Source organism: Marinomonas sargassi (assembly GCF_025716875.1).
GTDB classification, from domain to species: domain Bacteria; phylum Pseudomonadota; class Gammaproteobacteria; order Pseudomonadales; family Marinomonadaceae; genus Marinomonas; species Marinomonas sargassi.
In genome coordinates, this window is the sequence record NZ_JAOVZB010000004.1 from 25805 (window position 1) to 47211 (window position 21407).

The window sequence follows — 21407 nt, forward strand, 5'->3', positions numbered from 1 at the left end:
AATAAAAGAGGTACTAGCGAACAAAGTGCAGCTGACTCATACGTAAGCGTAAAGGGCGTAAAATAGTTTGCCATGTATCTTGGGGGAATCTTTGACCATGATAAATGATTTGCAGATCGGGCTGACTTGTTTCCGTCAGCTTTGCACGAATAAATTCCGTCAACCCCCTATCGGCAGCATAATGAGATATAGACGAAGGTAAAGAATAAAAGCCAATTAAGTTTGATGAAAGGCTTTTTAATGCCGACTCCCAGTAGGGTTCAAACACACTATTTTCAAATGTAGAAACCACTAGAACTGAGCCATGGTCCAACCCCATTTCATACAATAAGCGCCCCTTTCTAACGCCTACTTTACTGCTGATTTGGAGAGTGTCATTTACTGTAAGAGTAACTAGTTTCCGCCAAATCCCTTCTGCTTTGACATGCTTTATTGATGCCTTTTGCAATAATAGTTTTAAGGGCTCCCCAGCAGAGTTAATCGCCATACTGTCATAAGAAACACTCTCATCATCACAAGGCAATAAAAGGCTCACCCTATCTCCAAAGCTATCATCACTTGGTCCGAGCAAGGTTAACTCTATAGTGAATTCATTTATAACCTGAACCTGCTCCACCATAAAGCCTATTGAGGGGGATGGAACATGAGAAGAGATGGACATTGGGGAGGAAACATTGACCTGACAACACAGAATTTCTTCTTGCTTGTTTTTATCGTATAACCGACAGGCGCCACAGACGCCTGCGCGACAGCCATAATTTACATCGACATTATTCGTCAATAAAGTATCGAGTAAATTATCACCGCTTTTTCCAGATATTTTTTTATCGTCTAGTTGTATCGTAAAATTAAGCGATGACACTATAACTTTTCACCCTTTATTGTATTGGCTTATAAGTGTCTGATTCAGGCGTTATGACACTCAAAGCCACCAGCTTAACTTAGTCTATAAAAGTGCTACAGAATTCAGGCAACGACACGGTTACGCCCGCCTGCTTTCGCCTCATATAAGCGTTTATCTGCTGCTTTAATAAGCTCACCATATAAAACTTGATCTTGTGATTCGACAATGCCAAAACTCATGGTCACTCTGTAATCTGGATGAGAACTGATTAGCGCTTTTTCAGAAATATCTTGGCGAATTTTATCTATCAAAACGAATGCATCATGCTTTGAAATATCGGTCAACAGTATTAAAAACTCTTCTCCACCCCAACGGCTCACAATGTCCGATTTTCTCAATCGACTTTGCAAAAAAGCGGACAGATTAACGAGCACTTCATCACCAATATCATGACCTAAGGTGTCGTTTACTTTTTTAAAATAGTCGACATCTGCCAAGACCATGCAATAGGGTTGTCGTTTATGATTCAGCTTAAGCGAGTTGTTTTTTAAAGTGTCATTCACGTATCGGCGATTATATAACCCCGTAAGCTCATCTTTAATGGCAATTTCCCTTAATTCATCTTGCTGCTGCTCGTTAACGAAGCGAACAACAATGATACAGGCCACCATGGGAATTCCAGCAAAAATAGCATTACTGAAATACAGCCAAGGCATATATTCTTCCAAGTGATGTACATAATGGACATCCCTAAAATAGGTTTCAATCAAACCAAAAATCAGGATAAAACTAAAACCAAAGGCAGTCGCCTCAAACTTGTTTAGCTTTGGATTAACCGTGGCAAATAAAGACATGGGCCATAGATAAAATTGAAAACCAGAAACTGGGCCTAATTGGGATACTGCAAACAGCGAGTGCGCTGTTATTTCAACACAGGCCAACATGATGGCATTAGAGTGGCGGCCTTTGAAGTTTTCATGAAGCACAGCAATCCATAGCATGATGCTAGCAATATTAAAAAGTGATAAAGAAGGGATATTGAGGTAGTAAAAAAGAAACAGAAAAACAATGTGTATGACCAACCCAATTAAGCCTACCGCTAAAATAACCGAGTATTTGCGGTAATCGTCATATTGAACATGACTGGATGACACTAAATCAGGAAGATAATCTTTATTTTTTAACATTCACATCCCGTTTAATATTAGGTTAGACAAAGACACTCTAGTAGAAGGCTAGCTTTGAATATTGCTCAAAACAAAAACATAGATAAGTATTAATTATGCACCAAAAAAACATCAGTAATACAATAATAATGAAAAAGGCGCATATGTGCGCCTTTTTCATTAAAAAACCAGCCTTTTATGCCCTTCTCTTACTTCCTTGGCTTTAACGCACCAGCAGAGAAAGTCACAAACTCTTCCGCACTGGTTGGATGAACACCAACCGTCGAGTCAAAGTCCGCTTTTGTTGCGCCAGCTTTAATAGCGATACCAAGGCCTTGAATGATTTCTCCAGCATAGTCACCCACCATGTGAGCGCCAATGACTTTTTCATCAGCATTGTTTACTAGTAGTTTCATCATAGAGCGAGTCGTCGCACCACTTAGAGTATGTTTCATCGCACGGAAATCCGTTTGGTAAACTCTAAAATCTAAACCACGCGCTTCGGCTTCTTGTTCAGAAAGGCCAACGGTACCAATCGCCGGCTGGCTGAATACGGCAGTTGGAATGTTGTCGTAGTCAAAGCTAACTTCTTTACCTTCAAACCAGTAATCAATCAGTGCCATAGCTTCTTTAATAGCAACAGGGGTCAATTGAATATTGTCTGTTACGTCGCCAAGTGCGAAAACGCTAGGAGCCGTTGTCGTGAAGTTATTGTCTACTTTCACGGCACCGTTTTTACCTGTTTCGATGCCTGCTTTATCAAGCGCTAGAGAACCAACGTTAGGAACACGGCCCGTTGCGTACAAGATAAGACCGAATGTTTCTGTGTGACCGTCTTTAAAGCGCACTAAACGCTCGCCATCTGGTTTGCTTGGATCAACAAGTTCAATGGACTCAACGTCCGTATTCAAACGAACATCGACACCAGACTTATTGTATTCTTCGCTAGCAAAGGCACGAATGTCTTCATCGAAGCCGCGTAACACTTGATCGCCACGGTAAGCTAAGGCTGTGTCTACTCCTAGACCATTTAGAATTCCTGCAAACTCGACAGCGATATAACCACCACCCACAACCAAAGCTTTATTAGGTAAAGCGTCTAGGTAAAACATTTCGTTAGAGCTTACCACTAGATCACTACCTGAAAATTCAGGAATAAATGGCTTAGCACCAACAGCGATTAGAATACGTTCTGCTGTGTAAGTTTTGCCCGCTACTTCAACCGTATGCGCATCGACAAAGCTCGCATAACCTGAGATCACCTCAACACCAGCATTACCCAACATATTGCCGTAAATACCATTCAGGCGTTCAATCTCCTTGTTTTTGTTGTCGCGTAAAACAGACCAATCAAACTCAACGCCTTTATGTGACCAACCATAGCCAGCAGCTTCTTCAAAGCCATGACCGTATTCGGAACCATAAACAAATAGCTTTTTAGGGACGCAACCTATGTTGACACAAGTACCACCTAAAGCACTGCCTTCTGCTACAGCCACTTTGTATCCTTTTGACGCAGCCACTCGGCTCGCACGTACACCCCCAGAGCCTGCACCAATAACAAATAGATCGTACTGATAAGCCATTTAGTTCTCCAACTGTTACTTATTTAATGTATCGCCCAAGTGTAACAGAGCACTTCCCCATTGTTAAAAAAATTACCGCTATCAAATACATCAAAAAAATCAATTTATTCTAAACAGTTAAGTTCTTTATGCGCACTTCACATCTAGGTATCATTAGACATACTTTATTGTTTTTTCAGATGGAAGAGTTTCATGAAATTTGTGTCTTTTAATATAAACGGCTTACGTGCGCGCCCTCACCAAATCGAAGCATTGGTAGAAAAGCATTCCCCTGATGTGATTGGCCTGCAAGAAATTAAAGTCCACGATGATGCCTTCCCCCATGAGATTCCGGAATCCGTTGGCTACCATGCCTACTACTACGGTCAAAAGTCTCACTACGGCGTTGCGATTTTTAGTAAGCAAGAAGCCACCAAGGTTGAGTACGGATTCCCCGGTGATGATGAAGACGCCCAGCGTCGTATGATCATTGCCACATTCGATACCCCACAAGGCCCAGTGAAAGTACTTAACGGTTATTTCCCGCAAGGAGAAAACCGTGAACACGAAACTAAGTTTCCAGCAAAACGTAAATTCTATGGGGACCTAATGGATTATCTGGCATCACACTCTCCCGATGAGAAAATCATCGTCATGGGGGATATCAACATTTCCCCAACGGATTTAGATATTGGCATAGGCGAGCCAAATGCTAAACGCTGGCTAAAAACAGGAAAATGTAGCTTCTTACCTGAAGAGAGAGAATGGCTTAAAACTCTTATGGATTGGGGTTTTACAGACACTTACCGCCAGCTTAACCCAACAGTAAACGACCGTTTTAGCTGGTTTGATTACCGCTCTAAAGGCTTTGATGACACGCCAAAACGTGGGTTACGTATTGATGTGATTTTATCGTCAACTAGCTTAACGCCTAGCTTGCAAGATGCCGATGTTGACTACGAATTAAGAGGCCTTGAAAAGCCTTCTGATCACGCGCCTATTTGGACATCCTTTGATTTAAGCTAAGATGAAAAGACCATACGGCTATTGGCTAGATTTTAACCAGAAACAGCAATAGCCGTATTTATTGAGAATAAATCACATTAACACCTACTACCCCCAAGCTTATCCACAGACAATGTGGATGACTTAGAAAAGAACCTAACAAAGAGAGCCTACATCGCCATGCAGAATGATATGCCAACAATGGAAGACATGCTCCAACAGTCATCCCAAGCTGCCAGCTTTCTAAAAGCATTAAGCAATGAAAGTCGCCTACTGATTCTTTGTTATTTATTGGATGGTGAGCTGTCGGTAAGTGCATTAAATGACAAAGTACCACTCAGCCAATCTGCCCTATCCCAACACCTTGCGGTATTAAGAAAAGACAAATTAGTCGAAACAAGACGCGAATCGCAAACCATCTATTACCGAATTGAAGATGAAAGAGTGCGTACCTTAATTGCTACCTTACACACCCTATTCTGTCCGCAGTTATAACAATTAGGCTAATAACTCGTATCCCTAACTCGAAGGAAACTTGCGAACCTTGGGATACCCCGAGACGTTAAACCTTGATATCGATAAGTCACATACTCTCCCAATTTAGGAGGGTTCCGACGCTCTACATCAGAAAACCCAGTACCAATTTTAAAACGCACCCCGTCTGGCATCTCAACCACTAAAGCACCCATTAACCCTTGGTATTTACCTTTCCCCTCTAAAAAACCAACGACTTTCGCTTCGGCATCCATATAAGGCTTTAGCTTTAACAAATTATCACTGCGCCCACTTTCAAATAAAGCCGCTTTACGGTGTAAGATCAAACCTTCGGCTCCTGCCTTCACATATTCATCTAAAACCCTATACAAAGCGTCAATCGAGGAAACACTGAACTGCGCCACTGGAGAAATATGCTCAAGCGCAAGGCTCGTGATTAACTCTTTATAAAACTCATACCTCTTTTCAAAGGTCTTTTCTTTATCTGGTGCGTCAAACACCATATAACGAATTGTCTTCCACTCGTTATCGTTAGGTACGTCTTTACTAACAGTAGATAAAATCGCTTCAAAGCTCTGACGCTCAGACCATAACTCCCCATCTAACCAAACAGCAGGTAACCCTTCAGTAAACCAATCAGGCGCATGTATCTTATTACCTTGCCGAGTCAGCAACTCGCTACCAGTCCAAATACCACGAACACCATCGTATTTTTCACTAACCAAATACTCTTCCACATCCACACTGTCGGAAAAGACCTTAGCCAACTGCACATCTGGCTGAGCCCAAACAGGGAGACACCAAAAGCAAATTAAACAAAGGAAAAAATATCGTTGAAATAACATAACTCACTCCTGTGATCATTTATCGCGTCATCCATAACGCGCAAACTAACGAATGTTAGCCATCATTTAGGTATAGAAGCTGATAACCATAATCTCCAATGACTCTTTTGAAAAACAACAGACACAAAAAAGCCCGCTAATAAACGGGCTAGATATTTATAACATTTGTATTAAAGGATAGAAGAGTTAATCATCATCCTGCATAGGCACAAGATGCTCACCCGCAGATAATTCCGCTAGTTTTTTTGCAATCTCCAACTCTTCTTCCTTAGCAAGCTTTGCCGCACCATCCAGATGAAAAGCATATACACTCTTCTCATGACAAAACTTGATCTTGCCAAGAATAACTCCTGAGTCACTAATACAATCTAAATCTTCTTGCGTTGGGAAAAACAACACAGCACATAACCTCAATAAATAAAAAAGTGTCACGGATAATAAACACAGCTTAATGGCTATTCAAGATAAAGCTTTCTAGAGGTCTACCCTATGTTACTCATATTCGATTTATCGGGAGCTTTATAAGTACACGAAAGTAAATTAGCTAATAGGTCGAATGGCAGAGTCTTGATTTATATAAATGCAATTGCGCCCTGCTGATTTTGCCGTGTACATAGCCTGATCAGCCGCGGAGATTAGAGTGTCTGGCGAATTACAACCCTGCTCTGGAATAACGGAGGATAGCCCCGTACTTAATGTAACAACTTTTTCTGGTGCAGCACTGTGTTCTATCGCTAAACCTAATACAACTTGTTGAATAATCTTGGCTGTTTCTATGAGCTTTTTCGTATCGGCATTAGGCAATACAACAACAAACTCTTCACCACCATATCGAGCCACTAAATTTCCAGCACGACTTACTGCATCATGGACAGCTTGCGCTATTTCCCTTAAACAATCATCGCCAGCTAAGTGACCATAAGTGTCATTATAATCTTTGAATAAATCGATATCGCAAAGAATCAACGCCAATGGGGATTGAGTATCCACTAATCGATTCCATTCTTCCGCTATAAAACGGTCGAAGGCTCTACGATTGGCTAAGCTCGTTAAACTATCAATATTACTTAAACGGTTTAACTCTTTATTCGCCGCTTCAAGACCCTTAGTTCGCTCTGCAACTAAGGCTTCAAGCTCCATCTGGTATTTTCTTAGCTCAGTGATATCTTCGTGCATAATAACAAAGTGCGTCACTTCACCTTGCTCATCTTTAATGGGAAAGAAGCGACTTTTTAACCAACATCGACGCCCTTTATCCACCTTAAAGCCAACCGATGAATCATACTCAGCAATGTGGGTATGAAAATTTTCCCCTCTACTAGTTCCCTTAAGTAGTGGGAGAGCGCCTATTTCCTTAACCTTCTCATCTTCAAAAACATTGTATTTATTGACAACAGCCGCACCATCTAAATTAAACAAGGCTTCAAAGGCTTCGTTATAACTGCGTAAAATACCATCAGGTGTATAAAGTTGCATACTAACAGGCGAGTACTTCATTGTAGTTTGGAAGAAGTTTTCATCAGCACCAAGCTGAGGTGGCTTCATAACAGGAAAATACTCATCTGAAGTTGTCATCTAGAAAAACCTAATAGAAATTGATAATAAATACGGTAATTACATCAAATCCTTTTAGATATAACTTTAATTTATTCCTTATATAAAAGAATAATAAACACAGCTTATTGGCTATACAAGATAAAGAAAGGAAGTTAAAGCTGGTCCTACGCTCTATTCCAAGCGATAAATATTTAATTGGCCAAAAAGTCTAATATCTCAGCCACTAACTCTGTTGGCTTTTCTTCAATAATAAGATGACCAGCATTAGGGATTGTCACGACTTTAGAACCTTCAATTTTGCTACTCAGCACATGGGCTTGTTCTGAAGGAATCCATTGATCTTCCTCTCCCCATAATATTAAGACTGGAGTAGTAATAGTCGAGAGCTTGTCTTGGAATTCATCGGTAAACTTAGAGTCGGCTTGGGCGATTTGCCTATAAAACGCAGGCTTTCCTTGCTCAGTAATCCAAGGTTTCAATATGCCATCCATGGTCTCAGAGTCTAACACTTGATAGGCTGCTGTTTTTACATAAGCTTCGACAATCGCAGCATGAATATACTCAGGCACCCCAGCAAAAGCTTCTTCGTGTTTTTCAACATGCTTAAAGAATGGCGAACCCCACGGTGACAAGGCTACAGGATCAATAACCACCATTTTGCGATAGCTACGCTGATCCAGAAGGTGATTCCTTAACACTGTCGTACCACCAAAATCGTGACCGACAATATAAGGCGACTCAAGACTCCAATGCTCAATCAAAGCATCTAACAACCTATTTTGAATGCCTAAAGACACATCCCCCTCAGACTGATCCGACTCCCCATAACCAAGAAGATCAAAGTAATACACCTTATAGTGCTGAGATAAGCCCTTAATTAAATGCCTAAGATTGAACGAAGACCAAGGCGTACCGTGAACAAGAACCAACGGCTCCCCCTCCCCAGCAACACCATACTTAACAGCACGCCCCTCAAACTCAAACGTATGCGCAAGACTCCAAATACCCAACGAACACTCCTAGAACACAACCCCGATCAACAGGAAAAAGATTGGCTTACCTACTAAGACAGGAGCATCAAAACACTCCAAATATGAAAAAACTAAAGACAGAATAAAGGCTGCTCAAGCAAAAACTTTCTACCCTACAGCCCTATTTTTACTCCGACCCTATTTATTGTGAGCTCCGCTTCCGTAACTTTGTAATTGAAACCAAGAGCATTACAGGAAAGAACCAAAGAGCCAATACGACAAATATAAGCATCGGATCGAATAAAACAAAAAGCGGCATATAAAAATGATAAAGAGGAAGATTAAGAGCAATAGCAAGTATTTCTGAACCCAGAAAACCTGAACATTTGAAACCAACTAACATTGCATCATAAACATAGCAACCAACAAATCCTAGTGGCTTATAGCCATGCTCTACAATATTGATGATTATTATATTTGCAATAAACAATATAATAATCAGCAAGACATAGATTATTGAAAAATTTCTAAGTAACTTCCAATGTTTCAAATTCATTCAATACCTAACTATATAAGCACTACCCTAAAAAGGAGCATTAAAACACTCCAGACATGAAAGAACTAAAAATAAATTAAGGCCGTTTCAAGCAAAAACTTTCTAGCCTACAACCCTATTCTTACTCCGACCCTATTTATTATGTTTTTGTCCCAGCAGCCCACGTAGCGGGATGCGACTTAAGCGTTTTGTTAGGCTCGTTGCTGAAATTGAGTGGCTTAGCCTTCGTTCAACCATAGTATGAAATACCTAAACAGAATAGACCGGATAACGGCCAAAATATAATAATTCCTACTGTTGCCAAGTATCTTAAGACACCTGAACGGTTAACTACGATAAACCATAGTGAGGCTGCTGCAAATACTGTGACTGTTGCGACTGCCGCATAGATTGGTACCCAGCCCATCTTAAAAAGGAGACATATCAGAGGCATTGGTCCTGTAACTGCTATGAATTCTGATACAGGCTTCACATCTTCAAGGGTCGACAAATACAAAAAAGCCCCACAAAGGCATACGAGTAAAAAAACGGAGTATGATAAGAGTGTAAATTTTATATTCATGGTCCCGAGAGCCTAACGCCTAAATTTCGGGCCAGCGGTAGCTGGTCCCGAACATCGTCTTGTTAAGCTTTTTCTTTGAGCTTTTTAAGTACACTTTCAAACTCTTCTTTTGATGCCAACTCAAGCTTCGACTCATCAAATACATGTGGAAAGTCTGTCCACATACCTAGATTTCTATTATCGGGCGCAACAAAAATAGGGGCACCATCGCTATTAATTCCAATTTCCCTTTGGGGGAGCCCATTATCATCTATTTCCAGAAACCACCTAGCGACTTCCAGATACAATTTTTCATGATCAGGGTTTGCTCTCGGGATAAAAAATAGCAAAAGCCGCAGCAATCTCATACCCCAGCTATTAAACGCTTCCCGATCCCAATTTGTACTTTCGTATGTATATCCGTATTTCATAAGATGCTTAACGCCACATTAAGCGGCTAGTAATAGTTGGTTAAATTTGGTGAGGCACGAACCACAACCAACTGTTAATAGTCCGTTTGAATGCCTTGTTAGCATTGCAGTTTACACCGAACTTACAAGCGGTAACCCTAACTTTTTAATAAGAGACGAAAACTGACTTTTTGTATAAGGACCATAAACAAACTCGTCGTGTTCGGCAAATTTGTGGTCTTTGGTTTTATCAATATAGTAAAAAGCGCAAGTTTCATGCGGGCAAGCATAAACCGAGATATATTTTTCGTTAGTTTCTATATTTACTGGTTCATCAATACGCCCAATATATGCACCTTCACCAAGGCTATGCACCAACGTTTTAGTGCCGTCAATGTAATACACTTCATAAGGTTGATCTTCCCACGCAGGAGAACAGCCTATTAAAAATAATGACGCAAAAACTAGAAATATTCTCACAAACTTCCCTGCATGCTAACATGTTAATAATGCGCATGCGCGTTTACACAATTCCAAAACCAGCCAAATAACCCAGTAAGTAGTTAACTTAATAATACTTTTCCGCATTATTAACAACTCTAAAAAATGGAAAAACGAGCGTGCGCGTTATTCTTTCTATCCACAGCGCGTTATTTCTACTATGAATTCCTTTATTCATTGATACTAAAGTACTTTCAAAAACACCACCAGTACAAAGCGTGCCACAACGAGTTATTTAAAATGACAAAACGAGCCAAGAAACGGAGACATCAAAAATAAACTGTATAAAAAGCCATAAAAATAACTATTATCCACAACCATCACTCAAAGCTTAGCCTTACTACAAAAACCATTCGATGCAATCCCGATTGCACGACCGCTCGATAGTCGGGTTACCGTGTTTTAAATAGTAAGAGTTCCCCTGAGGTATTCTAAATACCTTACGTAAAACATCGCGTAGGAAAAAAAGGGTTATAAATCAGAAATTAGGCGTTCAAGGTCTTAAAGCGAATTTTTGGTTACTTTTTGGGCGCTAGCAAAAAGTTACCCGCCCAGCAGGGCGGAAAAATGTTTTCAATAAAGCGCATTTGAAAAGTACTTACAGAATATAAAAAAACAAAAAAGCCCCATACTCAAAAAGCATGGGGCTTTAATAAACTCAGTCTAAAAAAGACTAAATAACTACTTACTCAACTGAACAATCAACTTATTCATGCGGCTTACAAAAGTCGCAGGATCTTCCAACTGACCACCTTCAGAAAGTGTCGCTTGTTCGAACAACAACCAAGCCATGTCTGCAAAGCGTTCTTCATCAGATTCTTCGTTCATCTTAGCAACGATTGGGTGATCTGGGTTCACTTCCAATGTTGGCTTAGAGTCAGGAAGCTGCTGACCCGCTTGCTCTAGCAAACGGCGCATTTGCAAGCCCATGTCGTACTCGCCAACCACCAAACACGCTGGTGAGTTAGTCAAACGGTCTGTGCTGTTTACGCCTGTTACTTTCTCAGTAAGTACGTCTTTCATGCGATCAAGAAGTGGCTTGATTTGCTCTGCCTTTTCTTCTTTCTCTTTTTTCTCTTCTTCGTTGTCCGTTTCCGCTAGGTCTAGCTTACCTTTAGTCACGTCTTGGAAAGATTTGCCATCAAACTCTTGTAGAGAAGACATCATCCACTCATCGATACGATCACTTAGTAGCAATACTTCGAAACCTTTCTTACGAAGGATTTCTAAGTGTGGACTGTTCTTCGCAGTGTTGTGGCTTTCCGCATAGATGTAGTAGATCTTATCTTGACCTTCAGCCATGCGTTCGATGTATTCCGCCAAAGAAACCGTTTGCTCTGCAGCGTCTGTCTTAGTGGTACTAAAACGTAGCAAGCCAGCAATTTTCTCTTTGTTTCCCATGTCATCGGCTGGGCCTTCTTTGATGACATTACCAAACTCGTCCCAGAATTTTTGGTACTCTTCTGGGTCGTTTTTCGCCATCTTAGTCAGCATGTCTAGCACACGTTTCGTCAAAGCAGCACGCATTGAGTCAACCGCGTGGTCATTTTGTAGAATCTCACGGGATACGTTCAAAGACAGGTCATTTGAGTCAACCACACCTTTTACAAAACGCATGTAAGGCGGAAGGAAGGCCTCTGCTTCGTCCATGATGAAAACACGTTGCACATACAACTTAAGACCGCGCTGCATATCGCGGTTCCAAAGGTCATGGGGTGCTTTAGATGGGATGTAAAGCAAGCTGCTGTATTCCAGTTTACCTTCAACCTTGTTGTGAGACCATTTAAGTGGCTCTTGGTAATCGTGGGAAATGTGCTTGTAGAACTCTTGGTACTCTTCTTTTGTCACTTCGTTACGAGGACGAGTCCATAGGGCTTTCGCAGAGTTCACCGCTTCGTATTCAGCCGGTTTGCTCTCATCAACAGGCTTTGGATTGCCTTCTTCGTCCATTTCTGGGTAAACCACTTTTTCCATTTCCACTGGAATAGAGATATGGTCAGAGTATTTGGTTACCAAAGAACGTAGGCGGAAGTTGTCTGCAAATTCATTTTCATCCGACTTAAGGTGAAGCGTGATGCGTGTACCGCGAGTCGCTTTGTCGATGTTCTCGATAGTGAACTCACCAGAACCGTCAGATACCCAACGTACTGCGTCTGTTTCTTCTGCGCCTGCACGGCGAGTTTCAACTGTTACTTTGTTGGCAACGATGAAAGCTGAGTAGAAACCTACACCAAACTGACCAATCAATTGGCTGTCTTTTTTCTGGTCGCCGCTTAATTGCTCTAGGAAAGAAGAAGTACCAGATTTTGCAATCGTACCTAGGTTAGTAATGGCCTCTTCGCGGGACATACCAACGCCGTTGTCGTCGATGATCACTGTGTTGGCATCTTTATCAAATTCAATGCGCACACGTAGGTTAGGATCGTCAGAAAGAAGGTCTGCATTAGCGACAGACTCAAAGCGAAGCTTGTCTACCGCGTCGGATGCGTTAGAAATAAGCTCTCTTAGAAAGATTTCTTTGTTTGAGTACAAAGAGTGGATCATCAAATGTAGAAGTTGTTTTACTTCTGTTTGAAACCCTAACGTTTCTTTTTGAGTATCAGTTGCCATGTAATATGTTGCTCCTATTTAAATGAACCTTTGCGCAAGGGGCAAAGGTGTATTTCTTTGACTAGTGCTGCATAGATAAAGCCTCTTGATGGGATTTCAAGAGGCTTAATGGAATAAGATTTGAAAAAGCACAAAAAAAGTAGGTGAATAGCGAAAAACGCCGAAGGGATTACTTTTTACGGATGAGAGTGAGTCCGTCGCCTATAGGAATAAGAGACACGTCCACCGCTTGATCTTGGTGAATGGTGGTATTCAGCTCTCGAACAATACAGGTGTCTTGATCGGTAAAGCTTGGGTCTGCAACATTACCCCACCATAGGGTGTTATCAATCGCCATGCAGCCCCCTGACCTCAAGAGCTTTTTACTCAAGTGGTAATATTCCACTAGGTTCTTTTTATCGGCATCGATAAAAATAAAGTCGAAGGTTTCCGCTTGTGTTTCTAGTAGGGATTTCATCACAGGAATGGCCTTATCACAGTGGGTCGTTACCCTATCCATGACATTCGCTTCCGTTAAATAACGGGTCGCAATATCCAGCCACATTTGCTTTTTTTCTATGGCGATTAAGTTCGCCTCTTCTGGCATAGCCATGGCCATGGATAAAGTGCTGTAGCCAGTGAACACCCCTATTTCCAAGAGCTTTTTAGGGGCTTGTAGTTTCACTAGCAAGGCCAGCAGTTGACCCACTTCTGGAGACAGCTGCATTCTTGCCATATGGTATTGTGCGGTTTCTCGTCGTAGGGCTTTTAAGAGGTCAGCCTCACGGACAGACACATCCACTAAGTATTGGTACAAGCCATCGTCAACTTTAACGGTACGATTAACGGGCTTATCATCTTCAGGAACAGGTTTCGGAAAATTAGGTAGCATTGGATGTCATCACCAAACCAGCATTTAATGTTTTGAACGTTTTTGAACGGAATTCTCTACGATACAGTACCATCACCACTAATACAGCCGCTGCCATGCAAACATAAGGGCTTAAGAACCAGCCACAGAATGCCATGGCAAAATAGTAAGAGCGCAGACCATAGTTAAATTGGTTGGCCGCTAAGCTACACACCTCCGCCATATGGCTGGCATACAATTCACGCTCACTGTCATTAATACCACGCTCTGTGGCAAGTGGTGCACTCCCCACTAAGACTGAGCAAAAATTATATTGGCGCACAGACCATGTAAAAGTGAAAAAGGCATAGGAGAAGATCACCACAAGGACAATGATTTTCAGTTCCCATTCCTGAGGACTCAAAGGTGCAAAGAAATAAAAGTCAGATAAGATACCTAGCGCTTTTTCGGAGTAATTAAAGGCGGTAAAAAGACCGGCAATGATCAGTAGGCTACTGGATGCAAAGAACAAGCTACTGCGTTCTAGGTTCGCCATGACAGAGGCATCGGCAATTCGATTATCTCGTTTCAGCAAGCGGGACATCCAAGCTAATCTAAATTGGTGTAATACACTCACCAGACAAGTACGTTTTTTCGCCGTACGCCGTGCATAGGTAGCATACCCCCACCAAGCAGAGCAAAAAACAAAAAGCGTCACGAGATCGAGCGTATTCAGTAATAAAGAAAACGAATGGTGTTCCATAATATGGTTTCGCCTTGAGCAGCAAATTAGAGAGCCATATTAAAGCATTTTTTGTTTTCTATGTCCGTGAAAGAGCAAGGAAAACCCACCATTAGTAGATGAAAAATGTTTTCCCTTTGATTAGAAAATTTCACCATAAAAAAGCCGAACTCTTATAAAGTTCGGCTTTTTTATACATGTTACAAGCATTACTAATCGAGTCTATGACAGACCTTAATTAGAAATCCTTAAGCTTCCATTCAACTTGTTCACCAGCGAAGAAAGGCACGATCAGATCACCACTAGGTAGGGTAATGTTAGATGGCACTTCCCATGCTTCGCGAACCAGTGTCACGGTTTCCGTATTACGAGGCAGACCATAAAAGTCTGGACCATAGAGACTTGCGAAGCCTTCCAATTTATCCAAAGCGTCGAGCTCATCGAAGACTTGTGTATACAGCTCTAATGCTGACCAAGCACTGTAACAACCCGCACAGCCACAATCTGTCTCTTTATTGTCCTTAGTATGGGGCGCTGAATCCGTTCCTAGGAAGAATCTAGGTGATCCCGATTTTACGACTGCACGCAATGCTTCTTGGTGAGTGCTGCGCTTCAAAACAGGTAAACAGTAGTTATGTGGGCGTATTCCACCATCTAGCATATGGTTACGGTTTAACAATAAATGCTGAGGCGTAATGGTTGCCGCAACACCTTCACGGGCAGATAGAACAAACTCGGCCGCATCTTTTGTGGTGATATGCTCGAATACCACTTTCAAATTTGGCACACGTTCAACAATTTGCACCATATGCTGGTCAATGAACTCTTTCTCACGGTCAAAAATATCAATGTGCTTTTGCGTCACTTCACCGTGAATCAGTAGCAACATATCGTGTTCAGCAAGGGCTTCAAATACAGGGTAAAGAGATGACAATGAGCTCACACCGGAATCTGAATTGGTCGTCGCGCCAGCTGGGTACATTTTTACTGCTAGAACGCCTGCCGCTTTAGCGGCTTTGATATCTTCTACACTGGTTTTATCTGTTAAATAAAGTGTCATGAGAGGATTAAAACTGCTGCCTTCCGGACGAGCTGCAAGAATGCGCTCTTTATAACTCATCGCCAGTTCAGCGGTTGTTATTGGCGGTCGCAAATTTGGCATCACGATAGCGCGTTCAAAACAACGCGCTGTAGCAGGCACGGTTTCTAACAACATGTCTTGATCACGGAAATGTAAGTGCCAATCGTCTGGCTTGATGATAGTAATTTCGTTCATTACAGGCCCTTTATATAAAAAGAAAAGCGTAAAAGCATATTAGCAAACTATCGTGGAAGTTTGGATAGCGCTGAACTTTACCAATAACAGGTTTCAAAATTTAGATATAAAAAAGCCGCAATTAAGCGGCTTTTAAAATGAGAGGATTAACTCTCTTTATCACGACGCTGTCTTGGACGACGGTCACGATTAGATGGACGACGATCTCCTGAACGAGCGCCGCCACCAGATGGACGTTTACGAGAAGGTGATGCTGCACGCTTGTTCAGCTCTTCTGCGTTTTCCAACCTAGCAATATCAGTACGTTGACCACAAATACGAGTCTTACCTAGTTTACCTAGAGTGTCAGACTTCATGCTCGCTGGTAGATCAACCGTAGAGAAATCTTCGTAGATTTCGATATGACCGATATAGCGACTTTCGATGTCCGCTTCGTTGGCAATGGCACCTACAATGTTGCCAGGCTTAACACCTGCATTGTAACCAACTTGCATAACATAGCGTGTCATTGCTGTGTTTGGATCGTCTTTTAATGGCATAGCATCCGCTGTTACAGGGCGTACTTTACGAGGCGCTCTGTCTCTGTCGCGACCACGGTCATTACGATCGTTACGGTCATTGCGATCACGGCGTTCGCGACGTTCTTGACGAACTTCCATTTCAGACAATAGCAATGGCGTTTTACCCTGTGCCATGTGCGCTAAAGCAGCAGCCATTTTCAATGGATCTACTTCGTTTTCTTTTTGGTAGTCTTGAACCAATTCTAAGAAGAAATCGAGGTTTTCGTTATCCATTGCATCAGTGATGCGTTGCTTAAAGCGACCAATACGCTGAGCATTAATGTCAGACGCTGTTGGCAATGTCATACTTTCGATTGGCTGACGAGTTGCGCGCTCAATGGCTTGCAACATGCGACGTTCACGGTGAGCAACGAACAAAATCGCTGTACCTGAACGACCAGCACGACCAGTACGACCGATACGGTGAACATAAGATTCTGTATCGTATGGAATATCGTAGTTTACAACGTGACTAACACGCTCAACATCCAGACCACGTGCTACTACGTCAGTGGCAACAAGAATGTCAATTTGACCTTTCTTAATGCGCTCAACCGTACGCTCGCGTAAGTTCTGGCTAATGTCACCATTCAATGCTTCACAAGCATGGCCACGAGCCGTTAGCTTTTCAGCCAATTCAACGGTTGCCGCTTTAGTACGAACAAAGATGATCATGCCATCGTGTTCGTTCATCTCAAGAATACGAGTCAAAGCGTCTAGCTTGTGCAAACCACTAACAGGCCAGTATTTTTGAGTGATAGTCGTTGCCGTCGATGTTTTGGTAACGATTTTAACTTCTTTAGGATCGTTCAAGTGACGTTTTGCAACTTGACGAATAACAGAAGGCATAGTCGCAGAGAACAAAGCGATTTGGCGAGTTTGTGGTGTTTGCTCAAGAATCCACTCGACATCGTCGATGAATCCCATGCGTAGCATTTCATCTGCTTCATCAAGTACTAGCGCCTTAAGCGTATCTAGTTTTAATGTTTTACGACGAATATGGTCCATAACACGACCAGGTGTACCTACTACAACTTGCACACCGCGTCTTAGTTGACGAAGTTGAGAGTCGTAAGACATACCACCATAGATAGGCAATACGTGGAAATCAGGAATATTACGAGCGTAACTTTGGAATGCTTCAGAAACCTGAATAGCAAGTTCACGAGTTGGGGCCAGCACAAGTAATTGGGTCGTTTTATCTGTAATATCAATGCGAGACAATAGCGGCAGCGCAAAAGCCGCAGTCTTACCAGTACCCGTTTGCGCTTGTCCCAAAAGGTCACGACCTTCTAATAAATATGGAATACTTTGCGCTTGGATAGCAGATGGTTGCTCGTAACCTAGGTCAGCAACCGCTTTTAGAACAGGGGCGATTAAGCCCAACGAATCAAATGTAGGCTGAGTATCAGCTTCAGACATGTAAATTAGTACCTTTTTTGGGTGAGGATAAGGCCTGTAACCGATTTACATGCCTTAATAAACTTTCTCTAGAAACTACTGAGGAAAATCGAGTGCGGATTATATCCTACAAAAGGACAATAAGCTATCTATTTACTGATCAAAATATGTGCAATTGTATTTTTTTAAACGAATAACTCAGCGTTTACTCTCACCCGCATGGGAATCAAGCAGAATCGCTACCCAATGGGTTTTGGGATTCGCCTCTAATGCTAGCTTAACAATGATAGTTAGAGGTATTGATAAGAGCATGCCCACTGGACCAAACACCCAGCCCCAAAGCAATAAAGATAAAAACACCACTAAGGTAGACAAACCTAACCCCCGGCCCATGTATCTGGGCTCAATCACATTACCGACAATTAAGTTCACAAAGACAAAGCCTGCCGCAGTTAAACCTGCTGACAAACTGCCTAGTTGAACAAATGCCAACAACACTGCAGGAACAGCAGCAATAATAGAACCGATATTAGGAACAAAGTTTAATAGGAAAGCACAGACGCCCCATAGAATAGGAAAGTCGACACCCAAGACCCATAACCAAGTGGTAATAAGCACGCCCGTTAACATACTGACTAAGGTTTTTATTACTAGGTATCGGTTAACAGAACTCATAAAGGCTTCAAATTTGCCCATTGAGTGGGAAGCATCTGTTAACGCCAAGGTTAATTTCTTAGGCAACTCAACTGCTTCAAACAAAATGAAGATGACGATCATGGCCACCAAGATCAAGTTGGTTAATACACTACCAATGCTGCGTAATGCATTGGCCATCATTTGCATCAAGGCCGAAGGGTCCACATAACCTTCCACTAGATCACTGGAAATGTGCAAACCTAGGCCGTTTAACATCTGAATAATATTAGAGGTCTCTTCCGCAAAGCGTATTTTGTAGTTAGGTAACTGACTAGAGAAGTCATCTAGAGTCGCCCCTACCAATAATGCTAGCGAACCAACACCAACTAAAATCAGTAACACCACCAGCAAAATAGACAGGGATGTTGGGATTTTTCGTTGACGTAATGTAGTCATTAAAGGCGTGCAAATAATGGCAATAAATACCGACAGCATAAAAGGCACAACAATTTGCGATGCTGCTTTTAAGCCAGCAATAATGATGATCAGGGCAGCAAAGCCAACCAACCAATGAGTTCCTTTATGCTGTTCAGTCATTTTAACTCCTTCGCTCTTAGCCTATTTAATAAGTGAGGCCTAAGGCTTAACAATACATTCTATAAAGGGATAGGATAAATACTTTGTGCGTAATCCGCTAAATCCTGCAGCATAATCTGCTTTGCTGCGGGCAGGTCTGGTGTTTGAGCAATTTCGTTCAAACGATTAAAGTAGGCTTCCATAGTAATGGAGCCACCGCCATCCTTTTCTAATAAGCGTATTTGGCGATACTCTTCCCACTCCATCCTCTGCTGCTCACCTAACTGGTCTGGATAGTTACGGCCAATATAACGCATCAGCATTTCTGGTAAACGCCTATCGTCAAATGACATAGCCAATTCAGACAAAGCATGGGCAGGTGTTTCTCGTATCGTTTCCATTCTCGCTTTATCTTCACGAGAGAAAAAGCCACCAGCATAAAGCATCAAATCTGGGTCTTTTAGAATAGGTCTATCTTCTTGCATGAAAACCGACGTCATTTTCTCTGCTAAGCCATTGTGACCTTTAATCATGGCAAGATTATGACGACATAGATCTCCGTCTAATGCCAAACGTTCCACCACACTAGCCTCTTTTAGAAATGTCGCAGGAGCAACGGCAGGCGATTTATTCAAATGAATCACTTTAAGCGGTAAGCGCTCAACGTCACCTAGCTCTTCCTGACGAGTAAAGACTCGATGGCGGATCTCATCGACACTTAAGTCCAACAGAGGTTGGGCATCGGCCATGAGGTCGTAAACAATAATGCCATTTTTATTGGTTGGGTGTGGCGCAATGGGCACAACAAAAGCCGAGTACTTTTTCGTTTGGCCAAACATGCCAGAAACATGTAGAAACGGCTTAAAGCGAATGACATCGATAAACTGCTGTAACTCATGTTTTTGACGCATCTTGAAGTAGTAATCAAACAGCTTAGGTTGCTTGTCACGAATAAGCTTGGCCATTTCTATGGTGCCATAAACATCGGATAAGGCATCATGGGCTTGTTCATGAGCAATACCATTGGCTTGGGTGAGCGCTTCCAACTTCATGGAAACCACACCTTCTTCGTTGGTCGGCCACTTTATCCCTTCGGGCCTTAGGGCATAGGTCATACGCACCAAGTCAATAACATCCCAGCGAGAACAGTTGTTTTGCCATTCCCTTGCATAGGGATCGATAAAGTTGCGGTAAAAGCCGTGGCGTACCACTTCATCATCAAAGCGAATTGTGTTGTAACCTAGTGCACAGGTTCCCGGTTGAGAAAGCTCGGCTTCCACTGCTGCCATAAACTCGGCTTCGCATAAACCTTCACGATTAGCATCTTGCGGACTAATGCCTGTTAACAAGCAAGCTTCAGGCTGAGGTAAAACGTCCTCTGCTAATTTGCAGTAAAACATAATTGGCTCGCCAATTTGGTTAAACTCTAAATCCGTTCTAATTCCAGCAAATTGCATAGGTCGATCTTTAGCTGGGTCCGTTCCTGTTGTCTCGAAGTCAAACCAAAAAAATGACGTTGGGCCCGATGAAGTCACAAAAAATTCCTGTAAGCGATAAAATAAATCGGTATTATACGCATCTTAAAGTTCGTTTGTTAAAGTTCGTTTATTAAAGTGTATTTAGCGATGTAGAGGAACAGATCAATGGCAACACCGGTGAATTGCCCATGTGGTACGAATGCACCCTATGAAATGTGCTGCGGCATGTATCATCATAATCCTGGAACAGCACCAACGGCTGAAGCTTTAATGCGTTCCCGCTATTCTGCTTTTGCGCTGAATGACTTCCACTACATTTCTTCTACTCAAAAGCTAAAAAATGCCCCTAAGCAATCTGATGCTGATATCGCTGAAAGTAACCGTGAAACACAGTGGATCAAGCTAGAAGTTACCGAAACTGTCGATGGGTTAGAAAAAGACAAAGAAGGTATGGTGGCTTTTTCCGCTCACTTTAAAGAAGGCAAACACATTGGTCGTTTAAGTGAGCGCTCTTTGTTTAAAAAGATTAAAGGCTCGTGGTTCTATATTTCAGGCGAGCATGAAATCGAAAAGAACACTCCTCTCGTCAAATCTCCTACTATGAATGTCGGCCGCAATGATCCTTGCGTCTGTGGCTCAGGCAAAAAATACAAGAAGTGTTGTGGTTAAAATAAGCTGTTTTAATAACAACTTCTCAGGCATGTTGAACACGGATGTTCACAAAACCCCCTTCTCTCTCAAATTAAAATAATACCATCTAGCACTTCCAATAATTCCAGTACTTCCCCTAGTCCAATTCAGCATCAGCCAGATGACTGACATTTATGGCTTTCAGCTGTATAA

The 21407-nt window shown here is 42.0% G+C and carries 20 protein-coding genes; 3 read left to right on the top strand and 17 right to left on the bottom strand.

Going from position 1 to position 21407, the window contains the following annotated elements:
- Positions 1-13: 13 nt before the first annotated feature.
- The 3 genes from OFY17_RS08975 to gorA all read right to left on the bottom strand — a co-directional run bounded on the left by OFY17_RS08975 (position 14) and on the right by gorA (position 3596).
- Positions 14-862 (bottom strand): 2Fe-2S iron-sulfur cluster-binding protein, encoded by an 849-nt coding sequence (locus tag OFY17_RS08975; RefSeq protein ID WP_263530390.1) that lies wholly within the window; start codon positions 860-862, stop codon positions 14-16.
- A gap of 104 nt (positions 863-966) precedes the next feature.
- Positions 967-2031, bottom strand: coding sequence for a GGDEF domain-containing protein (locus OFY17_RS08980; protein WP_263530391.1), 1065 nt, complete (start codon positions 2029-2031; stop codon positions 967-969).
- Positions 2032-2219: 188 nt separating this feature from the next.
- On the bottom strand, positions 2220-3596 hold the full coding sequence (gene gorA / locus OFY17_RS08985) for a glutathione-disulfide reductase (RefSeq protein ID WP_263530392.1): 1377 nt from the start codon (positions 3594-3596) through the stop codon (positions 2220-2222).
- A gap of 192 nt (positions 3597-3788) precedes the next feature.
- Between gorA and xthA the strand changes: the two genes are divergently transcribed.
- Together xthA and OFY17_RS08995 are read left to right on the top strand one after the other, a co-directional pair.
- Positions 3789-4601, top strand: a complete 813-nt coding sequence (gene xthA, locus OFY17_RS08990) for an exodeoxyribonuclease III (RefSeq protein ID WP_263530393.1) — start codon at positions 3789-3791, stop codon at positions 4599-4601.
- Positions 4602-4760: 159 nt separating this feature from the next.
- Positions 4761-5075 carry an ArsR/SmtB family transcription factor gene (locus OFY17_RS08995; protein ID WP_263530394.1) on the top strand — a complete coding sequence of 105 codons (315 nt, stop codon included), beginning with the start codon at positions 4761-4763 and terminating at the stop codon, positions 5073-5075.
- A gap of 8 nt (positions 5076-5083) precedes the next feature.
- On the opposite strand, the gene OFY17_RS09000 is transcribed toward OFY17_RS08995, so the two are convergent.
- The 14 genes from OFY17_RS09000 to sbcB all read right to left on the bottom strand — a co-directional run bounded on the left by OFY17_RS09000 (position 5084) and on the right by sbcB (position 20621).
- Positions 5084-5920 carry a DNA ligase gene (locus OFY17_RS09000; RefSeq protein ID WP_263530395.1) on the bottom strand — a complete coding sequence of 279 codons (837 nt, stop codon included), beginning with the start codon at positions 5918-5920 and terminating at the stop codon, positions 5084-5086.
- A gap of 186 nt (positions 5921-6106) precedes the next feature.
- Positions 6107-6319 (bottom strand): hypothetical protein, encoded by a 213-nt coding sequence (locus tag OFY17_RS09005; protein ID WP_263530396.1) that lies wholly within the window; start codon positions 6317-6319, stop codon positions 6107-6109.
- Positions 6320-6460: 141 nt separating this feature from the next.
- Positions 6461-7495 (bottom strand): sensor domain-containing diguanylate cyclase, encoded by a 1035-nt coding sequence (locus OFY17_RS09010; protein WP_263530397.1) that lies wholly within the window; start codon positions 7493-7495, stop codon positions 6461-6463.
- Between the two features lie 173 nt (positions 7496-7668).
- Positions 7669-8487, bottom strand: coding sequence for an alpha/beta fold hydrolase (locus tag OFY17_RS09015; protein WP_263530398.1), 819 nt, complete (start codon positions 8485-8487; stop codon positions 7669-7671).
- Positions 8488-8650: 163 nt separating this feature from the next.
- Positions 8651-9004 (bottom strand): hypothetical protein, encoded by a 354-nt coding sequence (locus OFY17_RS09020; RefSeq protein WP_263530399.1) that lies wholly within the window; start codon positions 9002-9004, stop codon positions 8651-8653.
- Between the two features lie 624 nt (positions 9005-9628).
- Positions 9629-9976 carry an HAD family hydrolase gene (locus OFY17_RS09025; protein WP_263530400.1) on the bottom strand — a complete coding sequence of 116 codons (348 nt, stop codon included), beginning with the start codon at positions 9974-9976 and terminating at the stop codon, positions 9629-9631.
- 111 nt (positions 9977-10087) lie between these two features.
- Entirely contained in the window at positions 10088-10435 is a 348-nt protein-coding gene (locus tag OFY17_RS09030) for a hypothetical protein (RefSeq protein ID WP_263530401.1), read from the bottom strand.
- A 702-nt stretch (positions 10436-11137) separates the two neighbouring features.
- Positions 11138-13066: a molecular chaperone HtpG gene (htpG, locus tag OFY17_RS09035; RefSeq protein ID WP_263530402.1), complete on the bottom strand. Its 1929-nt coding sequence runs from the start codon at positions 13064-13066 to the stop codon at positions 11138-11140.
- A 169-nt stretch (positions 13067-13235) separates the two neighbouring features.
- A complete protein-coding gene (locus OFY17_RS09040; RefSeq protein ID WP_263530403.1) occupies positions 13236-13937 on the bottom strand; it encodes an O-methyltransferase in 702 nt (233 codons plus the stop codon).
- Entirely contained in the window at positions 13927-14658 is a 732-nt protein-coding gene (locus OFY17_RS09045; protein WP_263530404.1) for a DUF599 domain-containing protein, read from the bottom strand. The genes OFY17_RS09040 and OFY17_RS09045 overlap by 11 nt, the downstream gene beginning before the upstream one ends.
- A gap of 217 nt (positions 14659-14875) precedes the next feature.
- Positions 14876-15913 carry a dihydroorotase gene (gene pyrC, locus OFY17_RS09050; RefSeq protein ID WP_263530405.1) on the bottom strand — a complete coding sequence of 346 codons (1038 nt, stop codon included), beginning with the start codon at positions 15911-15913 and terminating at the stop codon, positions 14876-14878.
- Between the two features lie 146 nt (positions 15914-16059).
- Positions 16060-17895 carry a DEAD/DEAH box helicase gene (locus OFY17_RS09055; RefSeq protein WP_263530406.1) on the bottom strand — a complete coding sequence of 612 codons (1836 nt, stop codon included), beginning with the start codon at positions 17893-17895 and terminating at the stop codon, positions 16060-16062.
- Positions 17896-18072: 177 nt separating this feature from the next.
- Positions 18073-19107 (bottom strand): AI-2E family transporter, encoded by a 1035-nt coding sequence (locus tag OFY17_RS09060; protein WP_263530407.1) that lies wholly within the window; start codon positions 19105-19107, stop codon positions 18073-18075.
- A gap of 59 nt (positions 19108-19166) precedes the next feature.
- Positions 19167-20621 (bottom strand): exodeoxyribonuclease I, encoded by a 1455-nt coding sequence (sbcB, locus tag OFY17_RS09065; protein WP_263530408.1) that lies wholly within the window; start codon positions 20619-20621, stop codon positions 19167-19169.
- Positions 20622-20729: 108 nt separating this feature from the next.
- Between sbcB and OFY17_RS09070 the strand changes: the two genes are divergently transcribed.
- Positions 20730-21233 (top strand): YchJ family protein, encoded by a 504-nt coding sequence (locus OFY17_RS09070; protein WP_263530409.1) that lies wholly within the window; start codon positions 20730-20732, stop codon positions 21231-21233.
- Positions 21234-21407: the final 174 nt, after the last annotated feature.

Excerpts from the sequence above, each read along its gene's own strand:
- gorA (WP_263530392.1), bottom strand. The coding sequence starts at position 3,596 with ATGGCTTATCAGTACGATCTATTTGTTATTGGTGCAGGCTCTGGGGGT.
- OFY17_RS09020 (WP_263530399.1), bottom strand. The coding sequence starts at position 9,004 with ATGAATTTGAAACATTGGAAGTTACTTAGAAATTTTTCAATAATCTAT.
- pyrC (WP_263530405.1), bottom strand. The coding sequence starts at position 15,913 with ATGAACGAAATTACTATCATCAAGCCAGACGATTGGCACTTACATTTC.
- OFY17_RS09070 (WP_263530409.1), top strand. The coding sequence starts at position 20,730 with ATGGCAACACCGGTGAATTGCCCATGTGGTACGAATGCACCCTATGAA.
- OFY17_RS08995 (WP_263530394.1), top strand. The coding sequence starts at position 4,761 with ATGCAGAATGATATGCCAACAATGGAAGACATGCTCCAACAGTCATCC.
- xthA (WP_263530393.1), top strand. The coding sequence starts at position 3,789 with ATGAAATTTGTGTCTTTTAATATAAACGGCTTACGTGCGCGCCCTCAC.
- OFY17_RS09055 (WP_263530406.1), bottom strand. The coding sequence starts at position 17,895 with ATGTCTGAAGCTGATACTCAGCCTACATTTGATTCGTTGGGCTTAATC.
- OFY17_RS09060 (WP_263530407.1), bottom strand. The coding sequence starts at position 19,107 with ATGACTGAACAGCATAAAGGAACTCATTGGTTGGTTGGCTTTGCTGCC.
- OFY17_RS09045 (WP_263530404.1), bottom strand. The coding sequence starts at position 14,658 with ATGGAACACCATTCGTTTTCTTTATTACTGAATACGCTCGATCTCGTG.
- OFY17_RS09010 (WP_263530397.1), bottom strand. The coding sequence starts at position 7,495 with ATGACAACTTCAGATGAGTATTTTCCTGTTATGAAGCCACCTCAGCTT.
- OFY17_RS09025 (WP_263530400.1), bottom strand. The coding sequence starts at position 9,976 with ATGAAATACGGATATACATACGAAAGTACAAATTGGGATCGGGAAGCG.
- OFY17_RS09000 (WP_263530395.1), bottom strand. The coding sequence starts at position 5,920 with ATGTTATTTCAACGATATTTTTTCCTTTGTTTAATTTGCTTTTGGTGT.
- OFY17_RS08980 (WP_263530391.1), bottom strand. The coding sequence starts at position 2,031 with ATGTTAAAAAATAAAGATTATCTTCCTGATTTAGTGTCATCCAGTCAT.
- htpG (WP_263530402.1), bottom strand. The coding sequence starts at position 13,066 with ATGGCAACTGATACTCAAAAAGAAACGTTAGGGTTTCAAACAGAAGTA.
- OFY17_RS09040 (WP_263530403.1), bottom strand. The coding sequence starts at position 13,937 with ATGCTACCTAATTTTCCGAAACCTGTTCCTGAAGATGATAAGCCCGTT.